This is a genomic window from Gymnodinialimonas sp. (assembly GCF_059726805.1).
The window spans coordinates 3,352,087-3,376,680 of the sequence record NZ_AP041059.1; the positions used below are offsets into that span (position 1 = coordinate 3,352,087).

The window sequence follows — 24,594 nt, forward strand, 5'->3', positions numbered from 1 at the left end:
ATTATCCTAGTTGGTCAAGGGTATAGGTCGGCATCGGCGCGCCCTCGGCGTCCGCAAGGCGCGTGATTGTCTGCAAGATGTCCGCGCCGTGGGAAAACGCGCTGGCGTGCAGGCCGCCGCGCACGAACACCGTCGACCATCCGGCAGCATCGCCGCCCGCGATATCATGCTCCAAACTGTCGCCAACCATCAGCAAACGCTCTGGCGGCACATCGAGAGAGGCCGCAACGACCGCAAACACCGCAGCGTGGGGCTTGCCGTAGAAATGCACCTCCCCGCCGTCCTTGGCATAGGCGTGGGCCAGCGCGCCGGGGGAAACGACGGTCTTGCCCCCTGCCCTGGGAGACGCGCGGTCAGGGTTGGTGCACAGGACCGGAATGCCAGCGGCGCGCGCGATCGCCAGTGTGTCCTGCGCAACATCTGCGCCGTGATCGGGTAGGCCCATCAGGAGCACGGCATCTGACGTCGCAGCATCGGGGGTCAACGTCACATCGAGGCCCTTGGCCCAAGCTGCGGCGTCGCCCGGCCCGCGCGTGATCGGGCAGAGACGCCGGTGCGCGACGCGGCCCGCCTCAATGTCCTGCCAAAGCGCTTCGCCAGAGGTCATAACCAGCTCAAACAACTCTGCCGGGAACCCCATATCGGCAATTCGGGCCGCGTTGGGGGCGGACCGTTTGCCAGAGTTCGACAGGACTGCCAGCCGCTTGTTCAGCGCACCGAGGGCGTCAATCGCGCCGGGATAAGGCGTGGTGCCATCGTGCAGCACGCCCCATTGGTCCAGAACAATTGCGTCGAAACGCTCCGCGACTTCAGACAGACTTTCAATGACTTGCGTCATGTTTTCTTAGTCCGGCGTGGGCGGCACGAGGTTGGCGAGATAGTCCTTCGCCTCCTCCGGGGACAGGGCCGGGGCGGCCTTTTCCGTGGCGCCCGCGGGCATGTCGCCAAAGTAGAACTTGAAGCCAGGGATATGCTGGCGACGCTTGCGAAGCTGCATGCCGTCGTAGGGGAATACGTCAGATCGCGCGTTAGCCACCTTGTCGTGGCACGCCAAGATGTAATCCGCGCGCTTGTCGAGTTCCTCCACCGACTTCCAGCCCTCATACGAATTCACAAACCGCGCAGGCACCCAGTAGCGCCAGCCTTCGGCCTCATTCGGCTCCATGTTGCGTTCCTGGAAGATCGCGTCACCGGCGACGACGATATCGCCAGCACTTGTGGCGACTGTAACGGCCATATGGCCGACGGAGTGACCGGGGGTGTGGAACATGGTGATACCAGGCAGGACCTCGCATTCATCTTCGACCGCCTCGAAGACACAGCCCGAGTAAGCTGGCTCGATCCCCAGGTAGCCGCTTTCATAGGTGCGGTAGTAAAGGGGCAGCGGGTTGAACGCCATTTCGATCTCGGCCTTGGGCGCGATGTAACGGGCGTTCTTGAATTCCTTCATGTTTTGCACGTGATCCCAGTGGAGGTGCGTGAAGACGATGGCGTCGATCTCATCAGGATGCACCCCGAGCTTCTGCTCAAGATGCTCATGGACCTGCAGGCAGCCGCGCTTGTCGCATTTGTGGTGGTACTTGGTGGCGCGCTCCTCATCACAAAGGCCAGTGTCGATCAGGATTTTGTGGGTGCCGGTGTCGACATAATGGCAATAGACCGGGTTCCAGATCTTCTTACCCGCTGGGCCTTTCCAAAAGATGTACGTGCCAAGATCGGCCTCAAGCCAACCGGTGTTGATGGGATAAATCTTGGTCTCTTGTACGCCCATGGGGTCTTCCTTCGCTAAACGAGTCACGTTTGTATACAAAGTGACAGTCTTGCGTGCGAATGCAACCCGAAATTTGGAAAGCGGCCTAGTTCGCCGCCAGCGTCGCGCGAAAACTCTGGGCCATATGGGCCCGCATCCCATCGGATGCCGCATCCGAATCCTCCGAGAAAATCAGCGAAATCAGATCGGCGTGGCTGTGGGCGGATGCCAAAAGATCTTCGTGGGACGCGAACTTCTTCGCGCGCGCGGCGCCAGTACGGTTGCGGAATTCTGAGGCAATCTCGGCCATGTAGGGATTGCCTGTGGCGCGGTAGATGGTGAGGTGAAATTTCTCGTTCGCTTTGAGGTATGCGCCTCGATCCCCGGCCTCTGCCGCGGCCATGCATTCTGCCTGTGCGCCCTCAATCTCGACACGTGCCAGAAGCGTCAGGCGTTGCGCCGCAACGCGGGCACACGCAGCCTCAATTTCATGCATTGCTTCAAATATTTGCGCCAATTGCTCTCGCGTATATTCTGCGACGCGCACCCCGCGTTTTTGACCTGGAATCAAGATCCCCTGAGCGACCAATCGCGACAATGCCTCACGCACGGGGGTCCGCGACACGCCAAAGCGTTCTGTCAGCTTGACCTCATCGATCCGCTCACCCGGTGGAAGCTCTCCTGCCGAAATCGCTTCGGTCAGGGCCGACTCGATTCGCGCCACCGTCGAGCCTCGCACGTTAGAGACGGATTGTGCTGACACTTTCGACATGGAGGCCTCGCATGAAAACAATGTGTTCCCCTCCGTCCTACTCCACCAAAGAAGAAAATGCAATTTTGGATATTTACAAACTACTTTGCATACAGAATGCTGCAAACAGGACGGAATGAGGGAATCGATGCCAAACATCCATCTCGAAAAGCTGGTGAAGCGCTACGGCGCGGTTGAGGTTCTTCACGGGATCGACCTCGACATGGCGGAGCACGAGTTCACCGTGCTTGTCGGTCCCTCTGGCTGTGGCAAATCCACGACCCTTCGCATGCTCGCGGGTCTGGAGACGGTCTCGGACGGCGAAATCTATATGAACGACCGCCCGATCAGCGCGCTCGACCCCAAAGACCGCGACATCGCCATGGTGTTCCAGGACTACGCCCTTTACCCGCACATGAACGTCGCCAAGAACATGTCGTTCTCCCTCAGGCTACAAAAACGTCCGCAAGGCGAGATTGACAAGAAGGTGGGCGAAGTCGCTGAAATGCTGGGGCTTTCGCCGTTTCTGGGCCGCAAACCCGGAGAGCTTTCGGGTGGTCAGCGGCAACGCGTTGCCATGGGCCGGGCCCTGTGCCGCGATGCAGGGACGTTCCTGTTTGATGAGCCTCTCAGCAACCTGGACGCAAAGCTGCGCGGCCAGATGCGGGCGGAACTCGCGCTGATGCGCCAGAACGTCAAAAAGAACATGGTCTATGTCACCCACGATCAGATCGAAGCGATGACGCTGGCAGACCGGATCGTGGTGATGAACGGTGGCTACATCCAGCAGCAAGGCACGCCCGCCGAGCTGTTCAAGAACCCCGCCAACAAGTTCGTGGCGGGCTTCTTGGGCTCTCCGCCGATGAACTTCCTTGATGCCGAACTGGTCGACGCAAATGACGCCTTGCATGCAAAAGGCGACGGCTTCGACGTCCGCCTGCCGGAAGAGCTTGCGACGCGCGTTCGAAACAAGTCGGTCCACAAGGCCACGCTGGGATTGCGCCCGTCAGACCTGGTGTTCGACGCCGATGCCCCGACCGAGCAATCCATCGATCTGAACGTTGTCGTGTCCGAATATGTCGGTGCGCAATCGGTCCTGATCTGCGCCTGCGGCAACGCCAAGGTTACAGTCGAATTGAAATCCGAGACGCCCATCGCGCTCGGGGAGACGTTGCGGTTCAAAGTGCGCCCCGAGGGGCTGCATCTCTTTGACCCAAAGACGGAAGCGGCGCTCTAGGCGCGGCGGATAATCAGCAACTTGGGAGGAATAGGTATGCTGAAGACCTTAATGACATCCACAATGATCGCAGGGGTTGCCTTTACCGGCGCTGCCCTTGCGGACGGGCACGGGGGCCCCTACGCGCCCTACGCGGGGGAGACATTGATCGTGAACTTCCCGGCGCACCCGCATTACAACGCCGTGCTGGAGGTTCTGCCCCAGTTCACCGCCGAGACCGGGATTGAAGTCGAAGTCGACATGCTGCCCTACCTCGACATGCGCGAGCGTCAGACGCTGGAGCTGTCGCTCGACGAGGGCGCCTATGACTTGATCGCCTATGTGGTCTTCTCCAAGGCCGACTACGTCTATGCCGACCAGATCTACAACCTGGCGCCGTTCTTCATGAACCCGCGTCTGGCCGATCCGAACTATGACGCCGAAGACCTGATCGACGGCTACGTGCAGAACATCGGCGTCGCCGGTGGTGAGCGTGGCTATCTGCCCGGTCCCACGGGCTCGCTCTACGGTTTGCCGTTCGGGTCCGAGACATCGGTGATGTACTACCGCACCGATGTCTTTGAAGAGCTGGGTCTTGAGCCCGCAGCCGATTACGACACCCTGCTGGATCAGGCCTGCGCCATTCCCGAAGCTATGCCCGGTATGGGCGGTGTCGCGTCGCGTGCCGCGTCTGGCCACCAGGCGTCCCATGCCTTCCTTCTTCACCTCGCGCCGCTCGGCGGTCGCGTGTTTGGCGACGGGTGGGAGCCGACCATCAACTCTCCCGAAGGTTTGGCCGCCGCAGAGGCGCTGCGTACCATCGTGGAATGTGGCCCCGAGGGCTCCAGCGCGTTTGGCCCAAGCGAGGCTGCAAACGCCTTCGCCCAAGGTCAGGCCGCGATGTTCATCGACTCGATTGCCTTCGCACGGACGTTCGAGGATGAAAGCCGCTCGACCGTGGCAGGCAACGTCGGATGGGCCCCCCATCCCGCAGGCGTCCGCGCCGCCAGCCAGACCGGTGGGTTCGGCCTTGCGATCCCGCGCAATGGCGCCAACCCAGAGGCGGCGTTCCTGCTGATGCAGTGGCTGACATCGCGCGAAGGCGACCTTGCCGTGGCCATGGCCGGCGGCAACCCCTCACGCTTCTCCACCTACGCAGATCCGGGCTTGAACGAGCTCTACCCCTGGTCCGCAACCTTTGGTGAAGCCCTGGCCGATGCCGACCCGGACTGGCGTCCGATCATCCCGCCATGGGGCCGGATCAACGCCGATATCGGCACCACGATGTCTCAGGTCCTGACCGAGGGTCTCGACCCCCAGGAAGCGCTGGACGGCATCGCAGAGCGCACCCGCGCACTGATGGAAGAAGAAGGCTACTACACCTGGCAGTGATGTCATGATCAGGTTTGCGAGGGTCTAGGCCTTTGCAAACCGCCTCCCTGGCCCCCGTGCGGATCACCTGCTCGGGGGCTTGGCCCCTCCCCCAATTCTGTCTGACAAAGGCTGTTTGACCCGTGAACCGCGCCACCCCCTACATGTTCATAGCCCCGGCCGCGCTGATTATGATCCTCGCGCTGTTCTACCCGATTGGCTACATGATCTGGGGCAGTTTCCGCGAATGGGATCCCAGCCAGAACATTTCCGAGACCGAGTTCGTCGGCTTCCAGAACTATGTCCGTCTGTGGATGGACCCCAGCTTCTGGGAAAGCTTCTCCGTTACCCTGATCTTCGCCTTCGTCGTGGTCGCCGCCGAGATGATCATCGGCGTCGGGCTGGCGCTCCTGCTGGACCGCAACATTCGCGGCATGTCCGTGCTGCGCACGCTGTTTATCCTGCCGATGATGATCGCGCCCGTGGTTGTCGGCCTCGTGTGGCGATTCATGTATCACCAGACCTACGGCACCTTTAATCGGTTCCTGGAGGCAATCGGTTTGCCATCGGTGGACTGGCTCGGACAAAATCCGCTTCTGTCGGTCATCATCGCTGACATCTGGCAATGGACGCCGTTCATTTTCATCCTCTCGCTGGCGGCCCTGCAATCCCTGCCCCGCTCGGCCCTGGAGGCCGCGCGCATTGATGGCGCGACCGGCTGGCAGCAGATCATCTACATCAAGCTGCCGCTCATGGCGCCGGTCCTGATCGTCACCATGCTTCTGCGCCTGATCGATGCCTTCAAGGTGCTTGAGGTGATCTTGGTCCTCACCGGCGGCGGCCCTGGCCTCAGCACAGAAATCCTGGCCCTGCGCATCGCCCGCACGGCGCGCGAGTTCCGCGAGCTTGGCGAAGCCTCTGCCATGTCGATCTACCTGCTGATGATGCTGATGATCCTGACCCTGGGCATGTTCGCCTTCACCCGCTGGCAAGAGGCCCGCGCGCGCCGCATCAAATACGCCGCCGAGCAGGAAGAATAAGATGTCCGAGCAAACCTACGAGCGTCAGAACCCCGCCTTCTACGTGTTGATCGCGATCCTGATCTTCATGTCCATCGGCCCGGTCATCCTGCTGCTGGTCAACTCGCTGAAACTGGACGTGGATATCACCTCCGGCGCGGGTGGGCTGCTCTTCATGCCCACGATCCGCAACTACGAGACGGCGCTTTGCGATATCCTGTGGTACGAGCCTGATCATCTGCGTTTTTGCACGATCCGTTTCGGCGGGGCCTTCATCAACTCGCTGATCATCGCGCTGATCTCCACGGCTTTGACGCTGGTCTTCGGCTGTATGGCCGCCTACGCGCTGGTGCGCTTTAAGTTCATGGGCCGCGATACGGCGTCGCTTTCGACCCTTGCCGTCCGCATGATCCCCCCCGCCGTGCTATTGGTCCCCGTCTTCGCCCTTTGGAACAACGCCTTCTGCATCGACCGCGCCACCATGGTCGGCAGCTTCATCCGCGACACCTTTGGCGGGCGCGGCGATGTCTGCCTGGCGGGAACGCATTCCGGCATCATCATCGTCTACGTCGCGATGAACCTGCCCTTCGTGATCTGGATCCTGCAATCCTTCATCGTTCAGGTCCCCAAATCCCTGGAAGAAGCCGCCCGCGTCGATGGCGCCGGGCCGTTCCAGGTGTTCTTCCTAGTCGTCCTGCCCCTGATCAAGCCGGGCCTCGCCGCCGCATCGATCTTCACCTTCCGTATTGCGTGGAACGAGTACCTTTTGGCTTCGGCCCTCGCGGATCGCGACACGATGACGGTGCCGATCCTGATCGTGAATAACGCGTCCGAGTTTGACGGGCTCGGCACCATCATGGCCACGGGGATGCTCCTTGCGATCCCGCCGATCCTCTTTACGCTATTCGCATCGCGCCAGATCATCACCGGCATGACGGCGGGGGCAGTAAAGGGCTGACACGATGGCGCGCGTTCTTCTGATCGGCACGTTTGAGACCAAGCAAGCAGAACTGGGTTATTTGGCCGATGCGCTGGCCCGCAACGGGCTGGACGTGGAAGAGGTTGACGTCTCGCTCGGCTCGGGCGGTGTCGTTTGGTCCGGCGCTGAGAAGCTCGCGCGAATGGCCGAGAAGGCCGAGGCCGCCTCCGCGCGGATCGCGGCGCGCTGTGACGAATGCTTCGTGGCGCTTGGCGTCGGCGGCGGCACGGGGGGCGAGATCGTGCTGGCAGCGCTCAAGGGCCTGCCCGCCGCCTATCCCAAGCTGCTGATCACCACCCTGGCCTTTGACCCCCGCGCCGCCCTAGCGGATACGGCGATTACCCTGATCCCGACGCTTTGCGATATCGAAGGGTTGAACCCCACCCTTCGGCAGGTGTTTGAGAACACCGCCGCCGCCATCGCAGGCATCTACCGCGCGCAGGTTGCGCCGCGAAGTGACGCGCTATCGGTTGCCGTCACGACCCTCGGGGCCACCAACCGCGCCGGGGCCGAGGTGACACGCCTTCTGGCCGAAACCGGCCGGGAGGCCACGGTGTTTCACGCCAACGGCTACGGCGGCGCGGCCTTCGCGCGCTTCGTGACGGAGGGGCACGCGAAAGCCGTCATTGATCTGAACGTCCATGAGCTTGGGCGCTTGCGCCTTGCCGGTGCCCATGTGCCAATGCCCAATCGGTTCTCCTGCGCTGATGCCTTGCCCCGCGTGGTCCTGCCCGGGGCGCTGAACTTCATTGGGTTGGGCGCCATCGACACGGTAAGCGCGGCGCATCGCGCCCGCCCCCACTACCGCCATTCCAGCCAATTCACACACGTGAAGCTGACCGAGGAAGAGATGGCGGATCAAGCCCATGCCCTGGCCCAGGCCCTAAACGCGGCGCAAGCCCCCTGCCACGTCATTGCACCCATGGGCGGGTTCAGCCATGAAGACCGCCCCGGCGGCGCCATTGAGGACGCGGGCCTGAGAGGCATCGCCGCAGAGGTGCTGGAGGCCCAGGCCAAAGCCTTCGATGTCACCCGCATCCCCCACCACATCAACACGCCCGAGACCGCGACCGCGGTGATCGAGGCGCTGAATTCCGCGCTGGAGGCAGCGCCAACCCAAAGGACCGAGCATGTCTGACTTCCCCGATCTTCACGACGCGATGGACGCCCTGATCGCGACCGCAAAGCGGTGCTTCGTCGCCGGATTGCAGACCAACGCAGGCGGCAACCTGTCGGCGCGACTGGCGCGTCGTGATGCGATTGTGATCAAACCCTCCGGCGTAGGCTTCAACGAATGCACCCGCGAGAACCTGCAAGTGGTGATGCTGGACGGAACTATTCTACCCTCGGAGGTGGCGTTGAAGCCGTCCAAGGACCTCGATTTCCACCTCGATCTTTACCGCATCCGTGAGGATATCAACGCCATCGTCCATTGTCACAGTCCCTGGGCCACGGGCTACGCCAGCGCCGGGATCGAGATCCCGTGCCTGACCGTGCAGACCATCGAAAAGATCGGGCGGATGCCGCTGATCCCACTTTCCGCCAATGGTGGCCCTCAGACGGAGGTGGAGATCAGCCCGGTCTTCAAGAATCCCAACATTCGCGCCGCCGTCCTGGCCAACCACGGCACCATCGGCGCAGGACCCAGCCTGATGGCAGCGCAATACCTGGCCGAGATCATCGAGGAAACTGCACACATCGCCTACGTCCGCGATACGTTGATGGCCGCCTATGGCAAGACGGCAGCGGACCTACCGCAATACGGCACAGCTGCAGACGCGCGCGCGGCAAGTTAGCACTCAAACAAAGAAACGCCCCGAAGGGGCGCCACCGCCAGCCCCGCAGGGGCTGGCCATGGGCGGCCCGAAGGGCCGCGTGAACACGCCCGTAAGGGCGTGCGTCAGATCGCGAGATATTCCTCGCGCAACGCCTCGTTTTCCAGCACTTCCTTGGCATCGCCGTCGAAGACGACGCTGCCGGTGTCGAGGATCACGGCCCGGTCGGCCAATTTCAGCGCCGCGATTGCGTTTTGCTCCACGATGATGGTCGTGATGCCCTGCTCGCGGATCAGGTTCAGGGTTTTGGCGATTTCCTGCACGATCACGGGCGCGAGGCCTTCGTAGGGTTCGTCCAGCAGCAAGATCTTAATGTCCCGGGCCAGCGCACGGGCGATGGCAAGCATCTGCTGCTCACCACCCGACAGCGTGACGCCCTCTTGCTTTCGCCGTTCACCAAGGCGCGGGAACAGCTCATAGATGCGTTCCAGCGACCAGCCGTGGGGCGGCGCGATCTGCGCCAGCCTTAGGTTCTCTTCCACCGTCAGGCCCGGAATGATCCGGCGATCCTCGGGCACGAGCGCCACACCCGCGCCTGCAGCCTGGAAGCTCTTCATTTCGTGCAGCGGCTTGTGATCTAGCCAGATCTCGCCATGGCGGATCTCCGGCTCATCGACCCGCGCAATCGCGCGCAAGGTCGAGGTCTTGCCCGCCCCGTTGCGCCCCAAAAGAGCCAGGATTTCCCCCTCGTGGACGTTGAAGCGCACTTTCTGGACGATGTAGCTTTCACCGTAATAGGCGTCGATGTCCCAGACCGACAGGAACGCGGGCGCGTGCGAGGCATGGTTGGCGTTGGGGTCGAATTTGGGTGTCGTGTTCATGTTTGATCTCCGATCAAGCGGCCAGCCAAGGGGTTAAACCTGCGCGTCGCCCAGGTAGGCTTCGCGGACCTTCGGGTGGCCCTTGATGTTTTCGGGAATGTCTTCGACCAGCGGCGTACCCTGGGCCAGAACGGTGATCCGTTCGGCCAGGCTGAACACCACATGCATGTCATGCTCGATGATCACCATGGTGATATTGCGGGTCTTGCGGATGTCCTTGAGCAGCTCGATCGTGTTGTTGGTGTCGGCCCGCGCCATGCCCGCGGTCGGCTCATCAAGCAGAAGAAGCCGGGGGTTCTGGATAAGCGACATCGCCATCTCAAGGCGTCGTTTGTCGCCGCGGGATAGCGATCCCGCCAGCATCTCGGTCTTCTTTTCCATGCCCATTTCGCGCAGCATGTCCATCGCCTGAGCCACGATGTCCACCTCATCCCCGATGGATTCATAGGCATGCATGCGGAAGGACCCGTCGCGGCCTGCGAAGCAAGGGATCAGCACATTCTCCAGCACCGTTTGATCAGCGAAGATCTCAGGTGTTTGGAACACTCGGCTGATGCCCATCTGGTTGATCTGGTGCGGCTTGCGCCCCAGCACGTTGTTGCCATCAAACGTCACCGTCCCGCTGTCGGGGATCAGCTTGCCCACCAGCACGTTGAGCAGTGTCGACTTCCCGGCCCCGTTGGGGCCGATGATCGCGTGGCTGGCGCCTTCCTGCACGTCGAGGTTAACGTCCCCCAGCGCTTGAAGACCGCCGAAGCGTTTGTTGACGCCGTTAACTTCAAGGATACCCATAACTTGTTCTCCTATTCGCCCGGCTCTGCAGCGGTCGTGGTGTCAGAGGGCTGTTTGCTTTTGCGTCCGAACAGGCCCCGGATGCGCTTGCCTCCTTCGACGATGCCGCCGGGCAGGAAGATCACCACCAGCATGAACACAAGGCCCAACGTCAGGTGCCAGCCAGAGCCCACGAAGGGATAGATCACGGCCACAAGGAAATCAGACAAGCCTTCCGGCAGGCCGCTGAACCAATTGTACAGGACGGTTGAGCCGATGGTGGAAATGATGGATTCCAGGTAGACGATCACGCCCGCACCCAGGATTGGGCCGATCAGCGTGCCAGCTCCGCCCAGGATGGTCATCAGCACAACTTCACCCGATGCGGTCCAAAGCATCCGCTCGGATCCCGCCAAGGGGTCCATTGCAACCATCAGACCGCCCGCAAGACCGGCATACATGCCCGAGATCACGAAGGCCGCCAGCGTGTAGGGACGCGGGTTCAGGCCGGTGTAGCTCATCCGGGTCTGGTTCGATTTGATCGCCCGCAGCATCAACCCAAAGGGAGAGCGGAACAGACGGATCGCGAAGTAGAAGGCCAGCCCCATGATGACGGCTGCAAAGTAGTAGCCCGCGCTGAAAGTGAAGCTCCAGGCGCCGACGTCGATGGTTGTCGCAGCGCTCATGTCGAGCCCGAAGAGGTGCGGGACCGGGATGTTGCCGGTCTCCGTCTGGCTGACGCCCAGGATCCGGGGGTCGTCCAGCGACAGGGTCAGGCCCGTCTCACCACCCGTGATCGGTGTCAGCACCGAGTAGGCGAGGCTGTAGCACATCTGCGCAAAGGCCAGCGTCAGGATCGAGAAATAGATGCCGGACCGTCGAAGCGACACATAGCCGATAATCACCGCGAACAAGCCTGAGACCAACATCGCCACCAGCAGGGCCGGAATGACGTTCATCGTCAGCAGCTTCATCACCCAAACGCCAGAAAAAGAGCCGATGCCAAGGAAGGCCGCGTGACCGAACGACAGGTAGCCGGTAAGACCGAAGAGGATGTTGTAGCCGACCGCGAAGATGCCAAAGATCACCAGCTTCTGCATCAGGTCCGGATAGCCCGCGTTGAATTGCGCCATGCCAGAGCCCTCAGGGAAGGGGTTCAGCAGGAACGGCGCGAAGACCAGCATGCCGATGACGATCAGGTACAAACGGGCGTCCGATTTTTTGAGACCAAGCATGGCTTATTCCTCCATCACGCCTTTGCGGCCCATAAGGCCACGGGGACGGGTCAATAGAACGACGACGGCGACGAGGTAGATGATCACCTGGTTGATGCCGGGGACGATCTCGATGATCTGCGACATGGATGCGAAGCTTTGCAGGATGCCGAGCAGGAAACCCGCGGCAACAGCGCCGGGCAAAGAGCCCATGCCGCCGACCACGACGACCACGAAGCTCAGCACCAGGAACTCCATCCCGATGTGGTAGTTGGGCGACAGGATCGGCGTGTACATGACGCCCGCCAGGCCTGCCACGATGGCGGCGATGGCAAACATGATGACGAAGCGCCGGTCGATATCGATGCCCAGAAGGCCCACCGTTTCCCGGTCCGCCATGCCCGCGCGCACGACCATCCCGAAGGTGGTGAAGCGGAGGAAGGCGAAGACCGCGCCGATAATAACGGCTGAGAAGGCGAAATAGACGAGGCGCCAGTAGGGATACATGATCGAGAACGGCTCAAATCCAAGAAGAACACCGAAATCGAACGAGCCGATGAAGGCCTCGGGCGCAGGTGTGGGGATCGGGTTGGCGCCGTAGAAGGCTTTGATAATCTCTTGCAGGACGATGGCGAGGCCGAAGGTCACAAGGATCTGGTCCGCGTGGGGACGCTTGTAGAAATGCTTGATCAGGCCGCGTTCCATCACGACACCGATCAGGGCCATGATCGGAATGGCAATGATGACGGCGAGGGGGACGGACCAATCGATGATGGCGCCGCCCATTTCGGGGCCGAACCAGTATTCGACGTAGGGCGTTTGCACCGCCATCGGGTTGCCCAGAAAGTCTGTCCGGGTCTCATCGATGGTTTCAAACGACAGGTTGAAGACGCGCCGCAGGGTCACGGCGATGAACGCCCCCAGCATGAACAACGCCCCATGCGCGAAGTTGACCACGCCTAACGTGCCGAAGATCAGCGTCAGGCCCAGCGCAATCAACGCGTAGGCAGAGCCTTTGTCCAGGCCGTTGAGAACTTGCAGGATGATCGCTTCCATGGCTTTCCCCGTCCGTTTGGCAAAAGAAGTACCCCCCAGCCACCACAGGCGGAGGGTACAAATTGGTCTGCCCCGGGCATTGGGCCCAGGGCAGAGAGATTCAGATCAGGCGCCCGGGTTACAGGTGCCGAGCTGACCTTCGACAAAGTCCGGGTGATCGGGCGGATAGGTCACGGCCTCACGGGGCGTGACTTCCACGATCTCCAGAAGGTCATACTCGTTCTCGGGGTTCTCTTTACCCCGCACGACCAGCACGTCTTTGAAGCACTGGTGGTCGTCGGCGCGGTAGAGCGTGGGACCGTTGCCCATGCCGTCGAACTCGAAGCCTTCGAGGGCCTCGACCACCGAGCACGGGTTGAACGAGCCGCCACGGGCCACGGCATCTGCATAAAGCAGGGTCTGCACGTAGCAGGTATGTGCCGCCTGGGACGGCGGGAAGCCGTAGGCGGTGCCGAACGAGCGCACGAATGCCTGAGAGCCTTCGTCCTGCAGCGACCAGTGCCAGTTGGTGGAACCGTGAATGTTCGCAATCGCAGAGCCCGCACCGCGCGCCATGAGGCGCGAGAACAGCGGCACGACGATCTCGAAGTTCTTGCCGTTGGCCTGCATGTCGCGAAGGCCGAACTGAACCGCTTGCGTCAGCGAGTTCACCATGTCGCCACCGTAGTGGTTCAGGATCAGCACGTCGGCGCCGGAGTTCCCGACCGGCGTCAGGTAGGACGAGAAGTCGCCAGCACCCACGGGCGTCAGCACGTTGTTGACCGTTTCCCAACCCATGCCTTCCGTGTAGGCGCGGATGGAGCGTTCTTGCGACCAGCCCCAGTTGTAGTCGGCCGTCAGGTGATAGACCTTACGGTCCGTGCCATAGAGGCCTTCCAGGATCGGTGCCAGCGCACGGCCCGTCATCTCGGTGTTGAAGAAGTGACGGAAACCGTTGGCGCGCATGTCCTTGCCGGTGGTGTCATTGGCGTGGGTCAGACCCGCCATGAAGATGATGCCGGCGTCCTGGCAGAGCGATTGCACGGCAACAGCCACGCCCGAGGACGAACCGCCCGAGATCATGATCGCGCCATCACGCTCGATCATCGACCGGGCAGAGGACCGGGCCGCGTCAGACGATGTCTGCGTGTCGCCGGTCACATATTCGACCCGGCGGCCCAGGATGCCCGTGCCGTCCAGAACCTGGGACGAGAACGTGTTCATCATCCCGCCGTCGCCTTCACCGTTGAGGTGTTGGACGGCCAACTGAAACGCGCGCAGCTCATCTGCGCCTTCGTCCGCATACGCGCCTGTCTGGGGTACGTTGAAGCCCAACGTGACGGTGTCAGGACCCGGCGCGTTGGTGAAGCCGGTGTGGCCATCAGCCCAGACGCGGCCGGTGAAAATCGTTGGTACTGCAAGGGCTGCGCCTGTGGCGACACCCGTCTTGAGCATGCTTCGACGGGTAAAATTACCTTTCGACATGTCTTCCTCCATACTGTGGAAAGGCCCGAACCTCCCAATCCGGGCGAGGGTAATTGCTACCCACGGCGACGTTCGCAGTGTTGAAAATAATTATCAACGCGGGCTAGTAGACGAAATTTTGTTCTTGTAATTTAGTTTACAGACACGTGAAAAACTGCAAATAAAATTTCAAAAGTGTCGCCTCCCCCTTGGAAATGCTGCGCTTTTCGATTTCCTCTCGGCCGCGCGGCGTAGGGACGGAGGAACGCCATACGCCTTTGCGATGCCCGCGTCTGCGCAGCGCCACTTTGGCGCAGGGACGCAGCCCATCGGCGGATCGGTCAATTCCGGCGCGCGATCCATATCGTGTGACGGCTGCCACGTTTGGCACGGCTGGCGCGCACGCTATGGACCTGCGGGTCAAATCCGCAATGCGACAGTCGCTTCGTGAAGGCAGGCGCCGGATCGGCCGACCAAACCGCCAACACACCACCGGACGACAGGGCTTGACGCGCAGCGTTCAGCCCGGCAACAGAATAGAGCCCATCGTTACCGGCCCGCGTCAGCCCGTCCGGGCCATTGTCCACATCCAGCAAGATGGCATCATAGCTCCCGCGCGCCGCACGGATCATCACCGCGACGTCTTCTGTCGCCACTTCTACTCGAGGATCCTTGAGGCAGTCTCCGAACACCGGGGCCATATGGGTGCTTGCCCAATCGACCAGATCTGGCACGATCTCTGCCACCTTGATCCGCGCGCCCGGGGGTGCCACGTTTTGCGCCGCGCGCAGGGTGAATCCCATCCCAAGACCGCCGATCAACACCCGTGGCTCTACTCGATCCGACAAGAGATCAAGCGCCAGCGTTGCCAAAGCCTCTTCCGACCCGCTGAGACGCGAGTTCATAAGCTCGTTGCCGTCTTCAAGACGTATGGAAAACTCGGTGTCGCGCCGAGACAGCCGCAAACTGCCGCCTTGGGGGGTCTTGGCCGTGGCGAGATGAATCCAAGGGCGCATGGGCAGATCCTTTCACGGCAGATCGTGCCGACCGTGCGGCGGTCTCTTGGGCCGCGCAGGGGCAAAGTACTAGGGCCGCTCCCAAAACCCGGAGGATATATGGCTGTACCTTGGGCGGGCCCCTCCAAGACTCCCGAGGTCCCCAGACCATCGATTGCAGGCCCGCTCGCCTCCGATCAGTCGCTGGCGTAGTAGCCAGACGACGATCCATCGTAACCGTATTGGCCACCGTATCCATAGCGCGCCATCTTCTTGTGGTCCACTTGGGTCAACACCGTACCGTCGGCGGGATGTCCCACAGATTGCAGCATATCAAGGCCCTGTCGAACCTGGGTGCGCGAGGTGGAGTCCCAGCGGATCGCGAAGATCGTTGCGTCGGCGTACCGTGTCAGAACACGCGCGTCGGGGACGGCGAGAACCGGCGGGCTGTCGATGATGATGTGGTCGTAAGTGTCGCGCAGGCGGGTGATCAGATCACTGAAGCGGCGCGATTCAAAGAGGTCCGCCGCATTGTATTCACCGCCCGACCCCATCAGAACTTCGAGGCCCAGATCAGGGTCCATCAGGTTGGCATTGTCTAGTCGCGTCTTGCCCAACACCACATCGAGCAGTTTCACACCCTGGGGGCGATCCTCTTCCACATAGGCGCGCAAGGTTTGGCGGCGAATGTCAGCCTCCAGCAGGAGCACCCGGCGGCCTTCCAGCGAACCCATGTACCGCGCCAAAGCCAGGGAAAGCGTGGTCTTGCCCTCCCCAGGGATGGACGAGGTGACAAGAACAACCTGCGGTTCCTTGTCGGGGTTGACCATCAGGATCGAAGTGCGCAGGTTGCGTACCGCCTCGGAAAACACCGAGTTCGGTTTTTCCTTGAGGTATTGCAGCGCTTGCTTGCGGCCAGCCACCGCCATCGAGGGCAGTGCGCCGAGCACCGAGCTTCCGGTGAGGTTGCGGACTTCGTCGGTCGTCCGGAAGCCTGCAAACTGCCATTCGCGCGCCAGGACGAGGACGGAGCCGATCAAGCCACCAAAAACGAGGGCCACGGCCATCAACCGAACCGTGCGAGGGCTCGACCGCCCGCGGGGAACGGCCTGGGACAGGATGATGCTGTCAGCCGTCTCAAGGCCCTGCTGAATGCTGGCCTCCTGCAAGCGGGTCAGGAAGGTTTCATACAACAGGCGCGACGCTTCGACTTCCCGTTCAAGCTGTTGCATTGCGATCAACTCGTCCGATTGTCTGGACAGCTGCGCCGATAATTCGTCAGCTGACGCCTGCAGCGAGTTCAACTGGATCTGCGTGCGCCGGATGTCGTTTTCCACGTCATCTGCGATGCCTTCCAAGGCCACCTCGGTCGCCTCCTGCCCCAGCCGCCCGGCGCGGTACCGCTGAATGATGCCAGCAAAGCGCGTATCGCGAGAGGATTCCAGAAGCGTCACGAGGGCCTCAAAGTCGTCCGACGTCTCGATCTCGACTTGAAGTGCCTGGTCCTGAGCAAGGCGCACTTGCGCCTCCTCGACCCGGTTGCGCAGGTCGCGAAGTTGGATGTTTTGCGCCTGCAGAAGCTCGGCATCGATGACGTTGGATGCTTCCATCCGGCGCGCAAGTTCCTGCTCCAGTTCCTCGACACCATCCTCCAACTCGGTGGTCCGCAGCGATAGGAACTCGATCGCGCGCGTCGCGTCATCCAGTTTGCGCTGGATTTGGTTGTCGACGTAGATCTCGGCCAAGGCATTGACGATGGCCATGGATTTGTCCGGGTCCGTCGTTTCGATTTCGACATTGAAGACCATCGACTGGCGGATACCGCTAATCGACAGGCGGTTAATCACGCGGTCAATCACCTGGTCGCGCAACCGGGCGGGGTCCGGAGGCGTCGGCTCCCAATCGGTCCAGGACATGCGCAGCCGGGCAATTGCGCCGGGCTCGGCCAGGGCAGGATTGAACTCGGGATCTTCGGTCAGGTTTAATTGGTCGACGAGGCGCCCAACCAGGCTGCGCGACCGGACGACTTCAAACTCGGTGTTCATCGACGTGGGGCTAGCATCGGCGCCCGCGAAAATGCTTTCGATATCGCCGATGACTTGCTGCTGCTGTACTTCAAGCGCCAGCGTCACCCGCGCCGGATACATCGGCACGGCAACACGCGCGCCGTAATACATTGCGAGCAGCAAACCCAGCACTGCGAAAAGCATGATCCAAAGCTTGCCGCGCCACAAAACGCCTAGAAGGGCAAGTACGTCAATCTCGTCGGAGTCGCTATTGGACGTCGCTTCGGCTGCTCTGGTCATCTTTTTCTTCTGCTTTTTGGTCTTTGTCCGTGTTTATGCCGCATGAAGAAACAATGCCAGAGCATTATCAGCCCTTGTAACGCGGGGCGCTCTGCCCCTTGTCACGGGCGCGCGCGTCTGGCGCAGATCCGTTAAACGGCTGACGCAAAACGGTAAAAACCTTACTCTAAAACCGCCACCCGTGGATTTCCTAAGCAGAGCAGCAAATACCTGCGACAAGGGCGCCGAGGACTGATTCATGAAAACCGCGCCGATCCGAATTTGGGCTTCCCTCAATTCTCACAACAAGGATTGAAGACGAGTGCAAGATAGCCCTGCGCTGTCCATAGGAATGGTCGCGCGAAGGGCCTATTTAGCTGTCGAAAAGAAAACGCTTGGCGCTTGGCCCAACGTGCATATCCTGACGCATTGATGCGAGGCGGGCCCAGGTGGAGGTGCCAGTATGCGGACAGGCGGCAACACGGGCGGGTGGCAGGTGCCAAAGTGGCTGACCTGGTACATCGACTACGGGACCCAGGGCCTCAGCGGCCCAGAGTTGCGCCAACGGCGGACGCTCAACACGCTGTCGGCGCTAATGCCGATGTCCGGCCTCACATACGCTACGCTCTATATGACCGTAGACGCGGCAGGTCTTTGGCCCGCGGCACTCGCGGTCTCTTTATTCTGCCTGTTCGCGATCTGGCCCCTAATCGTCGCGCGTGATGAGCTTGCGGCGTGGCTGTTTGGGGCCGCATTGGCCGTTGGCGTGCAAGCGCTGGTGGTGTGGCTTCTGGGGCCGGACTCCGGCCTTCACCTTTACTTCATGAGCGTCCCCGTCATCGCCATTGTCTGCTTCGGCACCAAACGCCTTGGCTTTCTGTTGATCCTCGCGGCCAGCTGCGCCTTGGCCCTCGTCGTCTCGGAAACAGCGCTCAGCGGACCGGCCCCGTTCATTCGGGTCGAAGATTGGTTGCTGCGCTTTCTGCAAGTCAGCTCGTTTATCGTGGTGTCGGGCTTTGTCACCCTCGGCGTCTACGTGGGCTTTCGGCACGCTGACAGCGCCGAGCGCGCGCTGGAGGTGGAATACGCCCGATCCGAGGATCTTCTCTACAGCCTTCTGCCCAAAGAGATTGCCGGGCGCCTGAAGGCCGAGCCCCAGACCACCATTGCCGACAGCCTGCCCAACGTGGCCATCGTGTTTGCAGATATCACCGATTTCACACCGCTCTCGGCCCGGCTTGACCCTGAAAGAGTAGTGGAGCTGCTGAACAACGTTTTCACCCAGTTCGACGCCGTCGCGGATGAGCGGCAGATGGAGAAGATCAAGACCATCGGCGACGCCTATATGGTCGCGGCGGGCATGCCCAATTCCGTCGGCGATCCGGCCCACCGGGCGGCTGACATGGCGCTGGATATGCTGGAGATCGCCCAAGCCTCGACGGCGCCCGTGCCCGAAGGGTTCGAGATCCGCGTGGGCCTGCATGTAGGCCCGGTCGTCGCGGGCGTGATCGGCAATCGCAAATTGTTCTACGATGTCTGGGGCGAGACCGTGAATACCGCGAGCCGGATGGAAACCTACAGCGCGCCGGGCCGCATCCTGGTCACCCCTGCCGCGCGGGAACAATTGGGCGATGACTTCGTTTTCGAAAAACGCGGAGAGATCGACGTTAAGGGCATCGGCATCGTTGAAACCTGGTGGCTGATCGGGCGCGCCTGATCTTTTTCTTGGTCAGCAACGCAGAAAGGGTGCCGTAGTACCTTTACAATACCTTTGAGCCATAAAGGGGACCTAGATCTGAGCTCAACGGCACAAATTGGTATCTCTTCTCTGCTCTGGGACTAGATAATCTCGAATTGGTATTGTATTGGAGCTTTATGACAGCGCCTCAAACACCCTCTCTGATCGGCATCGATGGCGGCGGCACCCAATGCCGTTTCGCCTTGCTGCACGGCGGTGAGCGGTTTGAGGTTCAGATGGCGGCAGCCAATGCCTCCACGGATCCCTCGGAAACCCTGACGACATTGACCCAGGGACTGGTGGCTCTGGCAGAAGCCGCTGCTATGGCTCCTTCGGACCTCGCTCAGGCGCCCGCGCACATCGGCTTGGCAGGCGTGATGAGCACTGACATGGGCGCAGAGATCGCAAGCGCCCTGCCCCTTCGCCACGTGATCGTCGGGGATGACCGCCACACCGCGATGGCCGGGGCCCTCGGCTCCGGTGATGGCTGTGTGATCGGCATTGGCACGGGGTCTTTCTTGGGTCGGCGCGCGAGCGGGCAGGACAGGTTGATTGGCGGTTGGGGGTTCATTCTGGGCGACGACGCTTCCGGCGCCGTCCTTGGGCGGCAGGCTTTGCGCTGTGTGTTGGACGTCCATGATGGCCTGCGCACGGCAACGCCATTGACCCGCGCCCTATCCGAGCAGATCGGCAACCCCGCCGACATTGTCGCCTTTGCCGCCGCCGCCAAACCAAGCGACTTCGCCCGGTTTGCCCCCATCATCACTGACACCGCACGCAACGGCGACCCGGTCGCCCTTCAGTTAATGTGGGACGGGGCGCAACAAATCGAGCGGGCGCTGCATCACCTGGGATGGCAGCCGGGCGAGCGGATTTGTCCCCTGGGCGGCCTCGCACCCCACTACGCCCCCTGTCTATCGCCAGAGATCGCTGCAGCGCTGACCGACGCCGAAGGCACTGCGCTTGACGGTGCCTTGGCACTGGCCGCCCAGATCAGCCAGTCACCATGAACATCACCGATTTCCTGCAGAACGCCCCGCCCATCCACTCGGGCAAGGGTCCACGCTACATGCAATTGCGCGCAATCCTGAGCGAAGCGATTGCCGCAGGCATCCTTGCGCCCGGCAGCGCCCTGCCGTCCGAGCGGGAAATTGGCAACCTCACCGATTTATCCCGCGTGACGGTTCGCAGGGCCATCAGAACGCTGGTGGAAACCGGCGACGTGGTGCAACGCCAGGGCTCCGGCTCTTTCGTCACGCAAAAGGCGCGGCGGCTGCAGCAATCGCTGTCACGTCTCACCTCATTCTCGCAGGATATGGCGCGGCGCGGGATGGAAACGAGCGCGCAGATGCTGGAGCAAAGCGTCTGTCGCCCCTCGCCCGACGAGGTCGCGGCTTTAGGCCTGACCGATGGAGAGACCGTGTCGCGCCTGGCCCGCCTGCGCTTGGCCGACGGTCGGCCCTTGGCGATTGAGCGCGCGTCTTTGCCCAATGATATTCTGCCCAACCCCATGAAAGTCACGACCTCGCTCTATGCCATTCTGGAACGTTCTCAACTGCTACCCGTGCGGGCCACCCAGAAGATCTCTGCCATCAACCTGGAAGAGGCGGACGCAAGCCTTCTGGAGGTACCGGTCGGTGCCGCTGGTCTGCGCATCGAGCGTCTGTCGTACCTGCCCACTGACCGGGTCGTGGAATTCACCAGATCCATTTATCGCGGCGATGCCTACGATTTCGTGGCCGACCTGCGCCTGTAAGAAAGGCCACACGCCGATGAGTGATACGCCAACCCAAATGCGCCAGGAAGTGCTTGAAATTCCCGAAGCAGTAGACCGCCTGCTGTCACGCGGCACGCCCACGATTGCGAAAATCGCGCAAGCCGCCGCCAAAGCCGATCCGCGCTTCGCCGTCACGGTCGCGCGCGGATCCTCAGACCACGCCTGCACCTTCTTCAAGTACGCATTGGAATTGGAACTGGGCCTGCCGGTCGCGTCCATCGGGCCATCGATCGCCTCTCTCTACGGGGCGGAATTGAAACTGGCGCAGTCGATCACGCTGTCGGTTTCGCAGTCAGGCCAAAGCCCCGATATCGTCGCGATGAGCGCGGCGGCCACCAAAAGCGGCAGCTTCACCGTCGCCATAACCAATGACGCGACCGCGCCCCTATCCGATGCCAGCACCCATACCATCGACATCCATGCCGGGCCCGAGCGCAGCGTTGCGGCCACCAAGACATTCGTGACCTCCGCCGTGGCGGGCCTTATCTTACTGGCCGAATGGAAGGGATGCGCCGCCCTGCGTGCGGCGTTGCGCGCCCTGCCCCAGCAGCTGTCAGACGCCACAAAGCTGGATTGGCCCGAATTGCGCGCCGCCATCGCGCCCGCCTCATCGCTGTTCACCCTGGGGCGCGGGCCTGCCTGGGCGATCTCCAACGAGGCCGCGCTGAAATTCAAGGAAACCTGCCAGATCCACGCCGAAAGCTATTCCTCGGCTGAGGTGCTGCACGGTCCCGTCTCCATCGTCGAACGCGGCTTCCCGGTGCTATGCTTCGCCAGCGCGGACGCGGCGGAAACCGCCGTTACTGCCGTCGCGGACCAGCTGGCCGCCAAAGGCGCGCAGGTGTTCGTCAGCTCCGACGCCGCGCAAACGGCACAAAGCTTGCCCCGCGTCCGCACAGGCCACAGGTTGACTGACCCGCTGGCCCTGATCGTGTCCTTCTACACGATGATCGAGAAAGTCGCCGCTGAACGGGGCGTGAATCCCGATGCGCCGAGGCACCTCAAAAAAGTGACGGAAACCACATGAGTGAAATCTTGAAGGCCTTCGTAGGCGCCGAGATATTTGACGGTGTGACGCGGCGGTCGCAGCACGCCCTGATGCTGCAAGGTGCTGATATCGTGGAGGTCATGCCCAAGGCGGACATCCCGCCCGACGCCGAAGTCATTAAGCTGAAGGGTGGTCTGATCTGCCCTGGCTTTGTTGACCTGCAAGTCAATGGCGGCGGCGGTGTCATGTTTAACGACGACCAAAGCGTCGCGGCCCTTCGGACCATAGCCCGCGCGCACGCGCGCTTGGGGGCCACGTCGATCCTGCCGACGCTGATCACCGACACGCCGGAACGAACAAGACGCTCCATTGACGCCGTCGAGGCAGCAGTAACGCAAGGCGTCGCGGGTATCATCGGCCTGCATCTGGAGGGACCGCATCTATCGGCGACACGCAAGGGTGCCCATGCCGCAGCGTTGATCCGGCCGATGGAGGCGGCGGATCTGGCGCTTCTTTTGGAGGCGGCCGCCCGGCTGCCCATGCTGAAGGTCACCGTGGCCCCGGAGAATGTGACAACCGGGCAGATCTCGGATTTGCACGAGGCGGGCGTCCTTGTTTCATTGGGACATAGCGACGCGTCCTTTGCCGATTGCGAGGTCGCTGCGAAAGCGGGGGCACGGTGTGTGACGCATCTGTTCAACGCCATGAGCCAGCTTGGCAGCCGCGCGCCGGGTCTCGTGGGTTCAGCACTGACCAACGGAGCCTTGCACGCGGGTCTCATCGCCGACGGCGTCCATGTGCATCCCGCATCCGTGCGCGCGGCACTGGCCGCCAAGCAGGGCCCTGGGCACCTATTTCTGGTGAGTGATGCGATGGCCGTGGCGGGCACAGACCTTGGCGAGTTTCACCTGAACGGTCGCAGAATAGCCAGGAAGGACGGTCGCTTGACGCTGGAAGACGGCACCCTTGCCGGGGCCGACCTGGACCTGAGGACGGCGGTGCGGAACCTGGTGAAATGGGGTGCGGCGACCGAGGATGAGGCGCTCGCAATGGCGACATCGATCCCCGGATCTCTATGCGGCCATGCAGGCGCGTTTGGCCACCTCACCCCCGGCGCGCGGGCGGATTTTCTGCATTTTCCGGCGGGCAAGGACGGTACGATGGCCATTTGGCAGGCCGGGCAACCTGTGGCCTAGGGCACCCGACATGCGCCCTCTCCGTTCTGGGGCCGTCGTTTCACTGCGTGCTTGATAGGTTCTGGTTGCGACCAGAACGATCACGTTCTCACAAATCAGCGTAGATCGGGAACTGACCGCATAGCGCCAGCACCTCGGCGCGGACCATGGCCTCGACCTCTGCATTTTGGTCCTCGCCATGGGTGGCAAGACCGTTCATGACCTCGACGATCCAGTCTGCGATCTGGCGGAACTCCGGCTCTCCGAAACCCCGGGTCGTGCCAGCCGGTGAGCCAAGGCGCAGCCCAGATGTGATCATCGGCCTTTCCGTGTCGAACGGAATACCGTTTTTGTTGCAGGTGATATGCGCGCGCCCGAGCGCCTTCTCTGCCGCGTTGCCTTTTACGCCCTTGGGACGCAGATCAACCAGCATAACGTGGGTGTCGGTCCCGCCCGTCACGATGTCGAGCCCGCCTGACATCAACTGTGCCGCCATCGCCTGGGCGTTCGCTATCACCCGTGTTTGGTAGTCCTTGAAGCCCGGCTGCAACGCCTCGCCGAACGCCACCGCCTTGGCGGCGATCACATGCATCAGCGGACCGCCCTGGATGCCCGGAAAAATGGCGGAGTTGAACTTTTTGGCCAGGGCGTCGTCGTTGGTCAGGATCATGCCACCACGCGGACCGCGCAGGGTTTTATGGGTGGTGGTCGTGGCAACATGGACGTGAGGGAACGGCGAGGGGTAGACGCCTGCCGCGATCAGGCCCGCGAAATGGGCGACATCAGCCAGCAGATACGCACCCACCTTGTCAGCAATCGCGCGGAAGCGGGCAAAATCGAGCTGGCGCGGGATGGCCGAGCCGCCTGCGATGATCATCTGCGGTCTGTGCTCTAGGGCCAACGCTTCGAGCTGGTCGTAATCCACGTTCAGCGTATCCTGGCGGACACCGTATTGCACCGCATTGAACCACTTGCCCGACTGGTTGGGCCTCGCGCCATGGGTCAGGTGCCCGCCTGCGTCGAGGCTCATGCCAAGGATCGTGTTGCCGGGCCGGAGCAGGGCCTGAAACACGCCCTGGTTTGCCTGCGAGCCAGAGTTCGGCTGGACATTCGCGAAATCGCAGCCAAACAACTGCTTGGCACGGTCCATCGCCAGTTCTTCCGCGATATCAACGTATTGGCATCCACCGTAATAGCGACGCCCGGGATACCCTTCCGCGTATTTGTTGGTCATCACGCTGCCTTGCGCCTCCATCACCGCCTTGGAGACGATGTTTTCAGACGCAATCAGCTCGATCTCATCGCACTGGCGGCCCAGTTCGGCCGTGATGGACGCGAAGAGCGCCGGGTCGCGCTCAGCCAGGGATTGGGTGAAGAAACCGTCGTCGCGGTGGGGGGCATTCATGGGAG

At 61.9% G+C, this 24,594-nt stretch carries 22 protein-coding genes; 11 read left to right on the forward strand and 11 right to left on the reverse strand.

From position 1 onward, the window contains the following. Window position 1: 1 nt before the first annotated feature. From AC6I9R_RS16365 to AC6I9R_RS16375, 3 genes are all read right to left on the reverse strand, one after another. The gene (locus AC6I9R_RS16365; protein ID WP_461427414.1) at window positions 2-838 is read right to left on the reverse strand and encodes a TIGR01459 family HAD-type hydrolase; all 837 of its coding nucleotides are present in this window, start codon (window positions 836-838) and stop codon (window positions 2-4) included. A gap of 6 nt (window positions 839-844) precedes the next feature. Then, complete coding sequence (locus tag AC6I9R_RS16370; RefSeq protein WP_461427413.1) at window positions 845-1,771, reverse strand: N-acyl homoserine lactonase family protein; 927 nt, start codon at window positions 1,769-1,771, stop codon at window positions 845-847. 85 nt (window positions 1,772-1,856) lie between these two features. Beyond that, complete coding sequence (locus tag AC6I9R_RS16375; protein WP_461427412.1) at window positions 1,857-2,660, reverse strand: GntR family transcriptional regulator; 804 nt, start codon at window positions 2,658-2,660, stop codon at window positions 1,857-1,859. Between AC6I9R_RS16375 and AC6I9R_RS16380 the strand changes: the two genes are divergently transcribed. From AC6I9R_RS16380 to AC6I9R_RS16405, 6 genes are all read left to right on the forward strand, one after another. Next, window positions 2,650-3,738, forward strand: a complete 1,089-nt coding sequence (locus AC6I9R_RS16380; RefSeq protein ID WP_461427411.1) for an ABC transporter ATP-binding protein — start codon at window positions 2,650-2,652, stop codon at window positions 3,736-3,738. The two genes, AC6I9R_RS16375 and AC6I9R_RS16380, sit on opposite strands and share 11 nt — an antisense overlap. A 36-nt stretch (window positions 3,739-3,774) precedes the next feature. After that, window positions 3,775-5,109 (forward strand): extracellular solute-binding protein, encoded by a 1,335-nt coding sequence (locus AC6I9R_RS16385; protein WP_461427410.1) that lies wholly within the window; start codon window positions 3,775-3,777, stop codon window positions 5,107-5,109. 122 nt (window positions 5,110-5,231) lie between these two features. Further along, the gene (locus AC6I9R_RS16390; RefSeq protein WP_461427409.1) at window positions 5,232-6,128 is read left to right on the forward strand and encodes a carbohydrate ABC transporter permease; all 897 of its coding nucleotides are present in this window, start codon (window positions 5,232-5,234) and stop codon (window positions 6,126-6,128) included. A 1-nt stretch (window position 6,129) separates the two neighbouring features. Beyond that, on the forward strand, window positions 6,130-7,065 hold the full coding sequence (locus tag AC6I9R_RS16395; protein ID WP_461427408.1) for a carbohydrate ABC transporter permease: 936 nt from the start codon (window positions 6,130-6,132) through the stop codon (window positions 7,063-7,065). A 4-nt stretch (window positions 7,066-7,069) separates the two neighbouring features. Then, window positions 7,070-8,224 (forward strand): Tm-1-like ATP-binding domain-containing protein, encoded by a 1,155-nt coding sequence (locus AC6I9R_RS16400; protein WP_461427407.1) that lies wholly within the window; start codon window positions 7,070-7,072, stop codon window positions 8,222-8,224. Continuing rightward, the gene (locus tag AC6I9R_RS16405) at window positions 8,217-8,882 is read left to right on the forward strand and encodes a class II aldolase/adducin family protein (protein WP_461427406.1); all 666 of its coding nucleotides are present in this window, start codon (window positions 8,217-8,219) and stop codon (window positions 8,880-8,882) included. The genes AC6I9R_RS16400 and AC6I9R_RS16405 overlap by 8 nt, the downstream gene beginning before the upstream one ends. Window positions 8,883-8,986: 104 nt before the next feature. Here the strand turns inward: AC6I9R_RS16405 and AC6I9R_RS16410 are convergent, their stop codons facing one another. The 7 genes from AC6I9R_RS16410 to AC6I9R_RS16440 all read right to left on the reverse strand — a co-directional run bounded on the left by AC6I9R_RS16410 (window position 8,987) and on the right by AC6I9R_RS16440 (window position 17,527). Further along, window positions 8,987-9,742, reverse strand: a complete 756-nt coding sequence (locus tag AC6I9R_RS16410) for an ABC transporter ATP-binding protein (RefSeq protein ID WP_461427405.1) — start codon at window positions 9,740-9,742, stop codon at window positions 8,987-8,989. 33 nt (window positions 9,743-9,775) lie between these two features. Continuing rightward, window positions 9,776-10,534: an ABC transporter ATP-binding protein gene (locus AC6I9R_RS16415; RefSeq protein WP_461427404.1), complete on the reverse strand. Its 759-nt coding sequence runs from the start codon at window positions 10,532-10,534 to the stop codon at window positions 9,776-9,778. Between the two features lie 11 nt (window positions 10,535-10,545). After that, window positions 10,546-11,748: a branched-chain amino acid ABC transporter permease gene (locus tag AC6I9R_RS16420; RefSeq protein ID WP_461427403.1), complete on the reverse strand. Its 1,203-nt coding sequence runs from the start codon at window positions 11,746-11,748 to the stop codon at window positions 10,546-10,548. Between the two features lie 3 nt (window positions 11,749-11,751). Then, complete coding sequence (locus AC6I9R_RS16425) at window positions 11,752-12,783, reverse strand: branched-chain amino acid ABC transporter permease (RefSeq protein WP_461427402.1); 1,032 nt, start codon at window positions 12,781-12,783, stop codon at window positions 11,752-11,754. Window positions 12,784-12,888: 105 nt separating this feature from the next. Beyond that, complete coding sequence (locus AC6I9R_RS16430) at window positions 12,889-14,247, reverse strand: substrate-binding protein (protein ID WP_461427401.1); 1,359 nt, start codon at window positions 14,245-14,247, stop codon at window positions 12,889-12,891. Window positions 14,248-14,567: 320 nt separating this feature from the next. Beyond that, the gene (locus AC6I9R_RS16435) at window positions 14,568-15,242 is read right to left on the reverse strand and encodes a spermidine synthase (RefSeq protein ID WP_461427400.1); all 675 of its coding nucleotides are present in this window, start codon (window positions 15,240-15,242) and stop codon (window positions 14,568-14,570) included. Window positions 15,243-15,418: 176 nt separating this feature from the next. Further along, window positions 15,419-17,527 carry a GumC family protein gene (locus AC6I9R_RS16440; protein WP_461427399.1) on the reverse strand — a complete coding sequence of 703 codons (2,109 nt, stop codon included), beginning with the start codon at window positions 17,525-17,527 and terminating at the stop codon, window positions 15,419-15,421. A 442-nt stretch (window positions 17,528-17,969) separates the two neighbouring features. Between AC6I9R_RS16440 and AC6I9R_RS16445 the strand changes: the two genes are divergently transcribed. The 5 genes from AC6I9R_RS16445 (at window position 17,970) to nagA (ending at window position 23,205) form a co-directional block, all read left to right on the forward strand. Next, a complete protein-coding gene (locus tag AC6I9R_RS16445) occupies window positions 17,970-19,223 on the forward strand; it encodes an adenylate/guanylate cyclase domain-containing protein (RefSeq protein WP_461427398.1) in 1,254 nt (417 codons plus the stop codon). 158 nt (window positions 19,224-19,381) lie between these two features. Beyond that, window positions 19,382-20,254, forward strand: a complete 873-nt coding sequence (locus AC6I9R_RS16450; protein ID WP_461427397.1) for a glucosamine kinase nucleotide-binding domain-containing protein — start codon at window positions 19,382-19,384, stop codon at window positions 20,252-20,254. Next, window positions 20,251-21,000, forward strand: coding sequence for a GntR family transcriptional regulator (locus AC6I9R_RS16455; RefSeq protein WP_461427396.1), 750 nt, complete (start codon window positions 20,251-20,253; stop codon window positions 20,998-21,000). The genes AC6I9R_RS16450 and AC6I9R_RS16455 overlap by 4 nt, the downstream gene beginning before the upstream one ends. Before the next feature lie 16 nt (window positions 21,001-21,016). After that, window positions 21,017-22,048, forward strand: coding sequence for an SIS domain-containing protein (locus AC6I9R_RS16460; RefSeq protein ID WP_461427395.1), 1,032 nt, complete (start codon window positions 21,017-21,019; stop codon window positions 22,046-22,048). After that, the gene (nagA, locus tag AC6I9R_RS16465) at window positions 22,045-23,205 is read left to right on the forward strand and encodes an N-acetylglucosamine-6-phosphate deacetylase (protein ID WP_461427394.1); all 1,161 of its coding nucleotides are present in this window, start codon (window positions 22,045-22,047) and stop codon (window positions 23,203-23,205) included. The genes AC6I9R_RS16460 and nagA overlap by 4 nt, the downstream gene beginning before the upstream one ends. Window positions 23,206-23,293: 88 nt before the next feature. Here the strand turns inward: nagA and glyA are convergent, their stop codons facing one another. Then, entirely contained in the window at window positions 23,294-24,589 is a 1,296-nt protein-coding gene (gene glyA, locus AC6I9R_RS16470; protein ID WP_461427393.1) for a serine hydroxymethyltransferase, read from the reverse strand. Window positions 24,590-24,594 lie beyond the last annotated feature (5 nt).

Bases quoted from the DNA above. Each gene is read 5' to 3' on its own strand.
- AC6I9R_RS16445 (WP_461427398.1), top strand. From the start codon at position 17,970: ATGCGGACAGGCGGCAACACGGGCGGGTGGCAGGTGCCAAAGTGGCTG.
- AC6I9R_RS16400 (WP_461427407.1), top strand. From the start codon at position 7,070: ATGGCGCGCGTTCTTCTGATCGGCACGTTTGAGACCAAGCAAGCAGAA.
- AC6I9R_RS16405 (WP_461427406.1), top strand. From the start codon at position 8,217: ATGTCTGACTTCCCCGATCTTCACGACGCGATGGACGCCCTGATCGCG.
- nagA (WP_461427394.1), top strand. From the start codon at position 22,045: ATGAGTGAAATCTTGAAGGCCTTCGTAGGCGCCGAGATATTTGACGGT.
- AC6I9R_RS16395 (WP_461427408.1), top strand. From the start codon at position 6,130: ATGTCCGAGCAAACCTACGAGCGTCAGAACCCCGCCTTCTACGTGTTG.
- AC6I9R_RS16455 (WP_461427396.1), top strand. From the start codon at position 20,251: ATGAACATCACCGATTTCCTGCAGAACGCCCCGCCCATCCACTCGGGC.
- AC6I9R_RS16370 (WP_461427413.1), bottom strand. From the start codon at position 1,771: ATGGGCGTACAAGAGACCAAGATTTATCCCATCAACACCGGTTGGCTT.
- AC6I9R_RS16410 (WP_461427405.1), bottom strand. From the start codon at position 9,742: ATGAACACGACACCCAAATTCGACCCCAACGCCAACCATGCCTCGCAC.
- AC6I9R_RS16435 (WP_461427400.1), bottom strand. From the start codon at position 15,242: ATGCGCCCTTGGATTCATCTCGCCACGGCCAAGACCCCCCAAGGCGGC.
- AC6I9R_RS16430 (WP_461427401.1), bottom strand. From the start codon at position 14,247: ATGTCGAAAGGTAATTTTACCCGTCGAAGCATGCTCAAGACGGGTGTC.
- AC6I9R_RS16415 (WP_461427404.1), bottom strand. From the start codon at position 10,534: ATGGGTATCCTTGAAGTTAACGGCGTCAACAAACGCTTCGGCGGTCTT.
- AC6I9R_RS16385 (WP_461427410.1), top strand. From the start codon at position 3,775: ATGCTGAAGACCTTAATGACATCCACAATGATCGCAGGGGTTGCCTTT.
- AC6I9R_RS16365 (WP_461427414.1), bottom strand. From the start codon at position 838: ATGACGCAAGTCATTGAAAGTCTGTCTGAAGTCGCGGAGCGTTTCGAC.
- AC6I9R_RS16440 (WP_461427399.1), bottom strand. From the start codon at position 17,527: ATGACCAGAGCAGCCGAAGCGACGTCCAATAGCGACTCCGACGAGATT.
- AC6I9R_RS16420 (WP_461427403.1), bottom strand. From the start codon at position 11,748: ATGCTTGGTCTCAAAAAATCGGACGCCCGTTTGTACCTGATCGTCATC.
- AC6I9R_RS16380 (WP_461427411.1), top strand. From the start codon at position 2,650: ATGCCAAACATCCATCTCGAAAAGCTGGTGAAGCGCTACGGCGCGGTT.
- AC6I9R_RS16425 (WP_461427402.1), bottom strand. From the start codon at position 12,783: ATGGAAGCGATCATCCTGCAAGTTCTCAACGGCCTGGACAAAGGCTCT.
- AC6I9R_RS16460 (WP_461427395.1), top strand. From the start codon at position 21,017: ATGAGTGATACGCCAACCCAAATGCGCCAGGAAGTGCTTGAAATTCCC.
- AC6I9R_RS16375 (WP_461427412.1), bottom strand. From the start codon at position 2,660: ATGTTTGGCATCGATTCCCTCATTCCGTCCTGTTTGCAGCATTCTGTA.
- glyA (WP_461427393.1), bottom strand. From the start codon at position 24,589: ATGAATGCCCCCCACCGCGACGACGGTTTCTTCACCCAATCCCTGGCT.
- AC6I9R_RS16450 (WP_461427397.1), top strand. From the start codon at position 19,382: ATGACAGCGCCTCAAACACCCTCTCTGATCGGCATCGATGGCGGCGGC.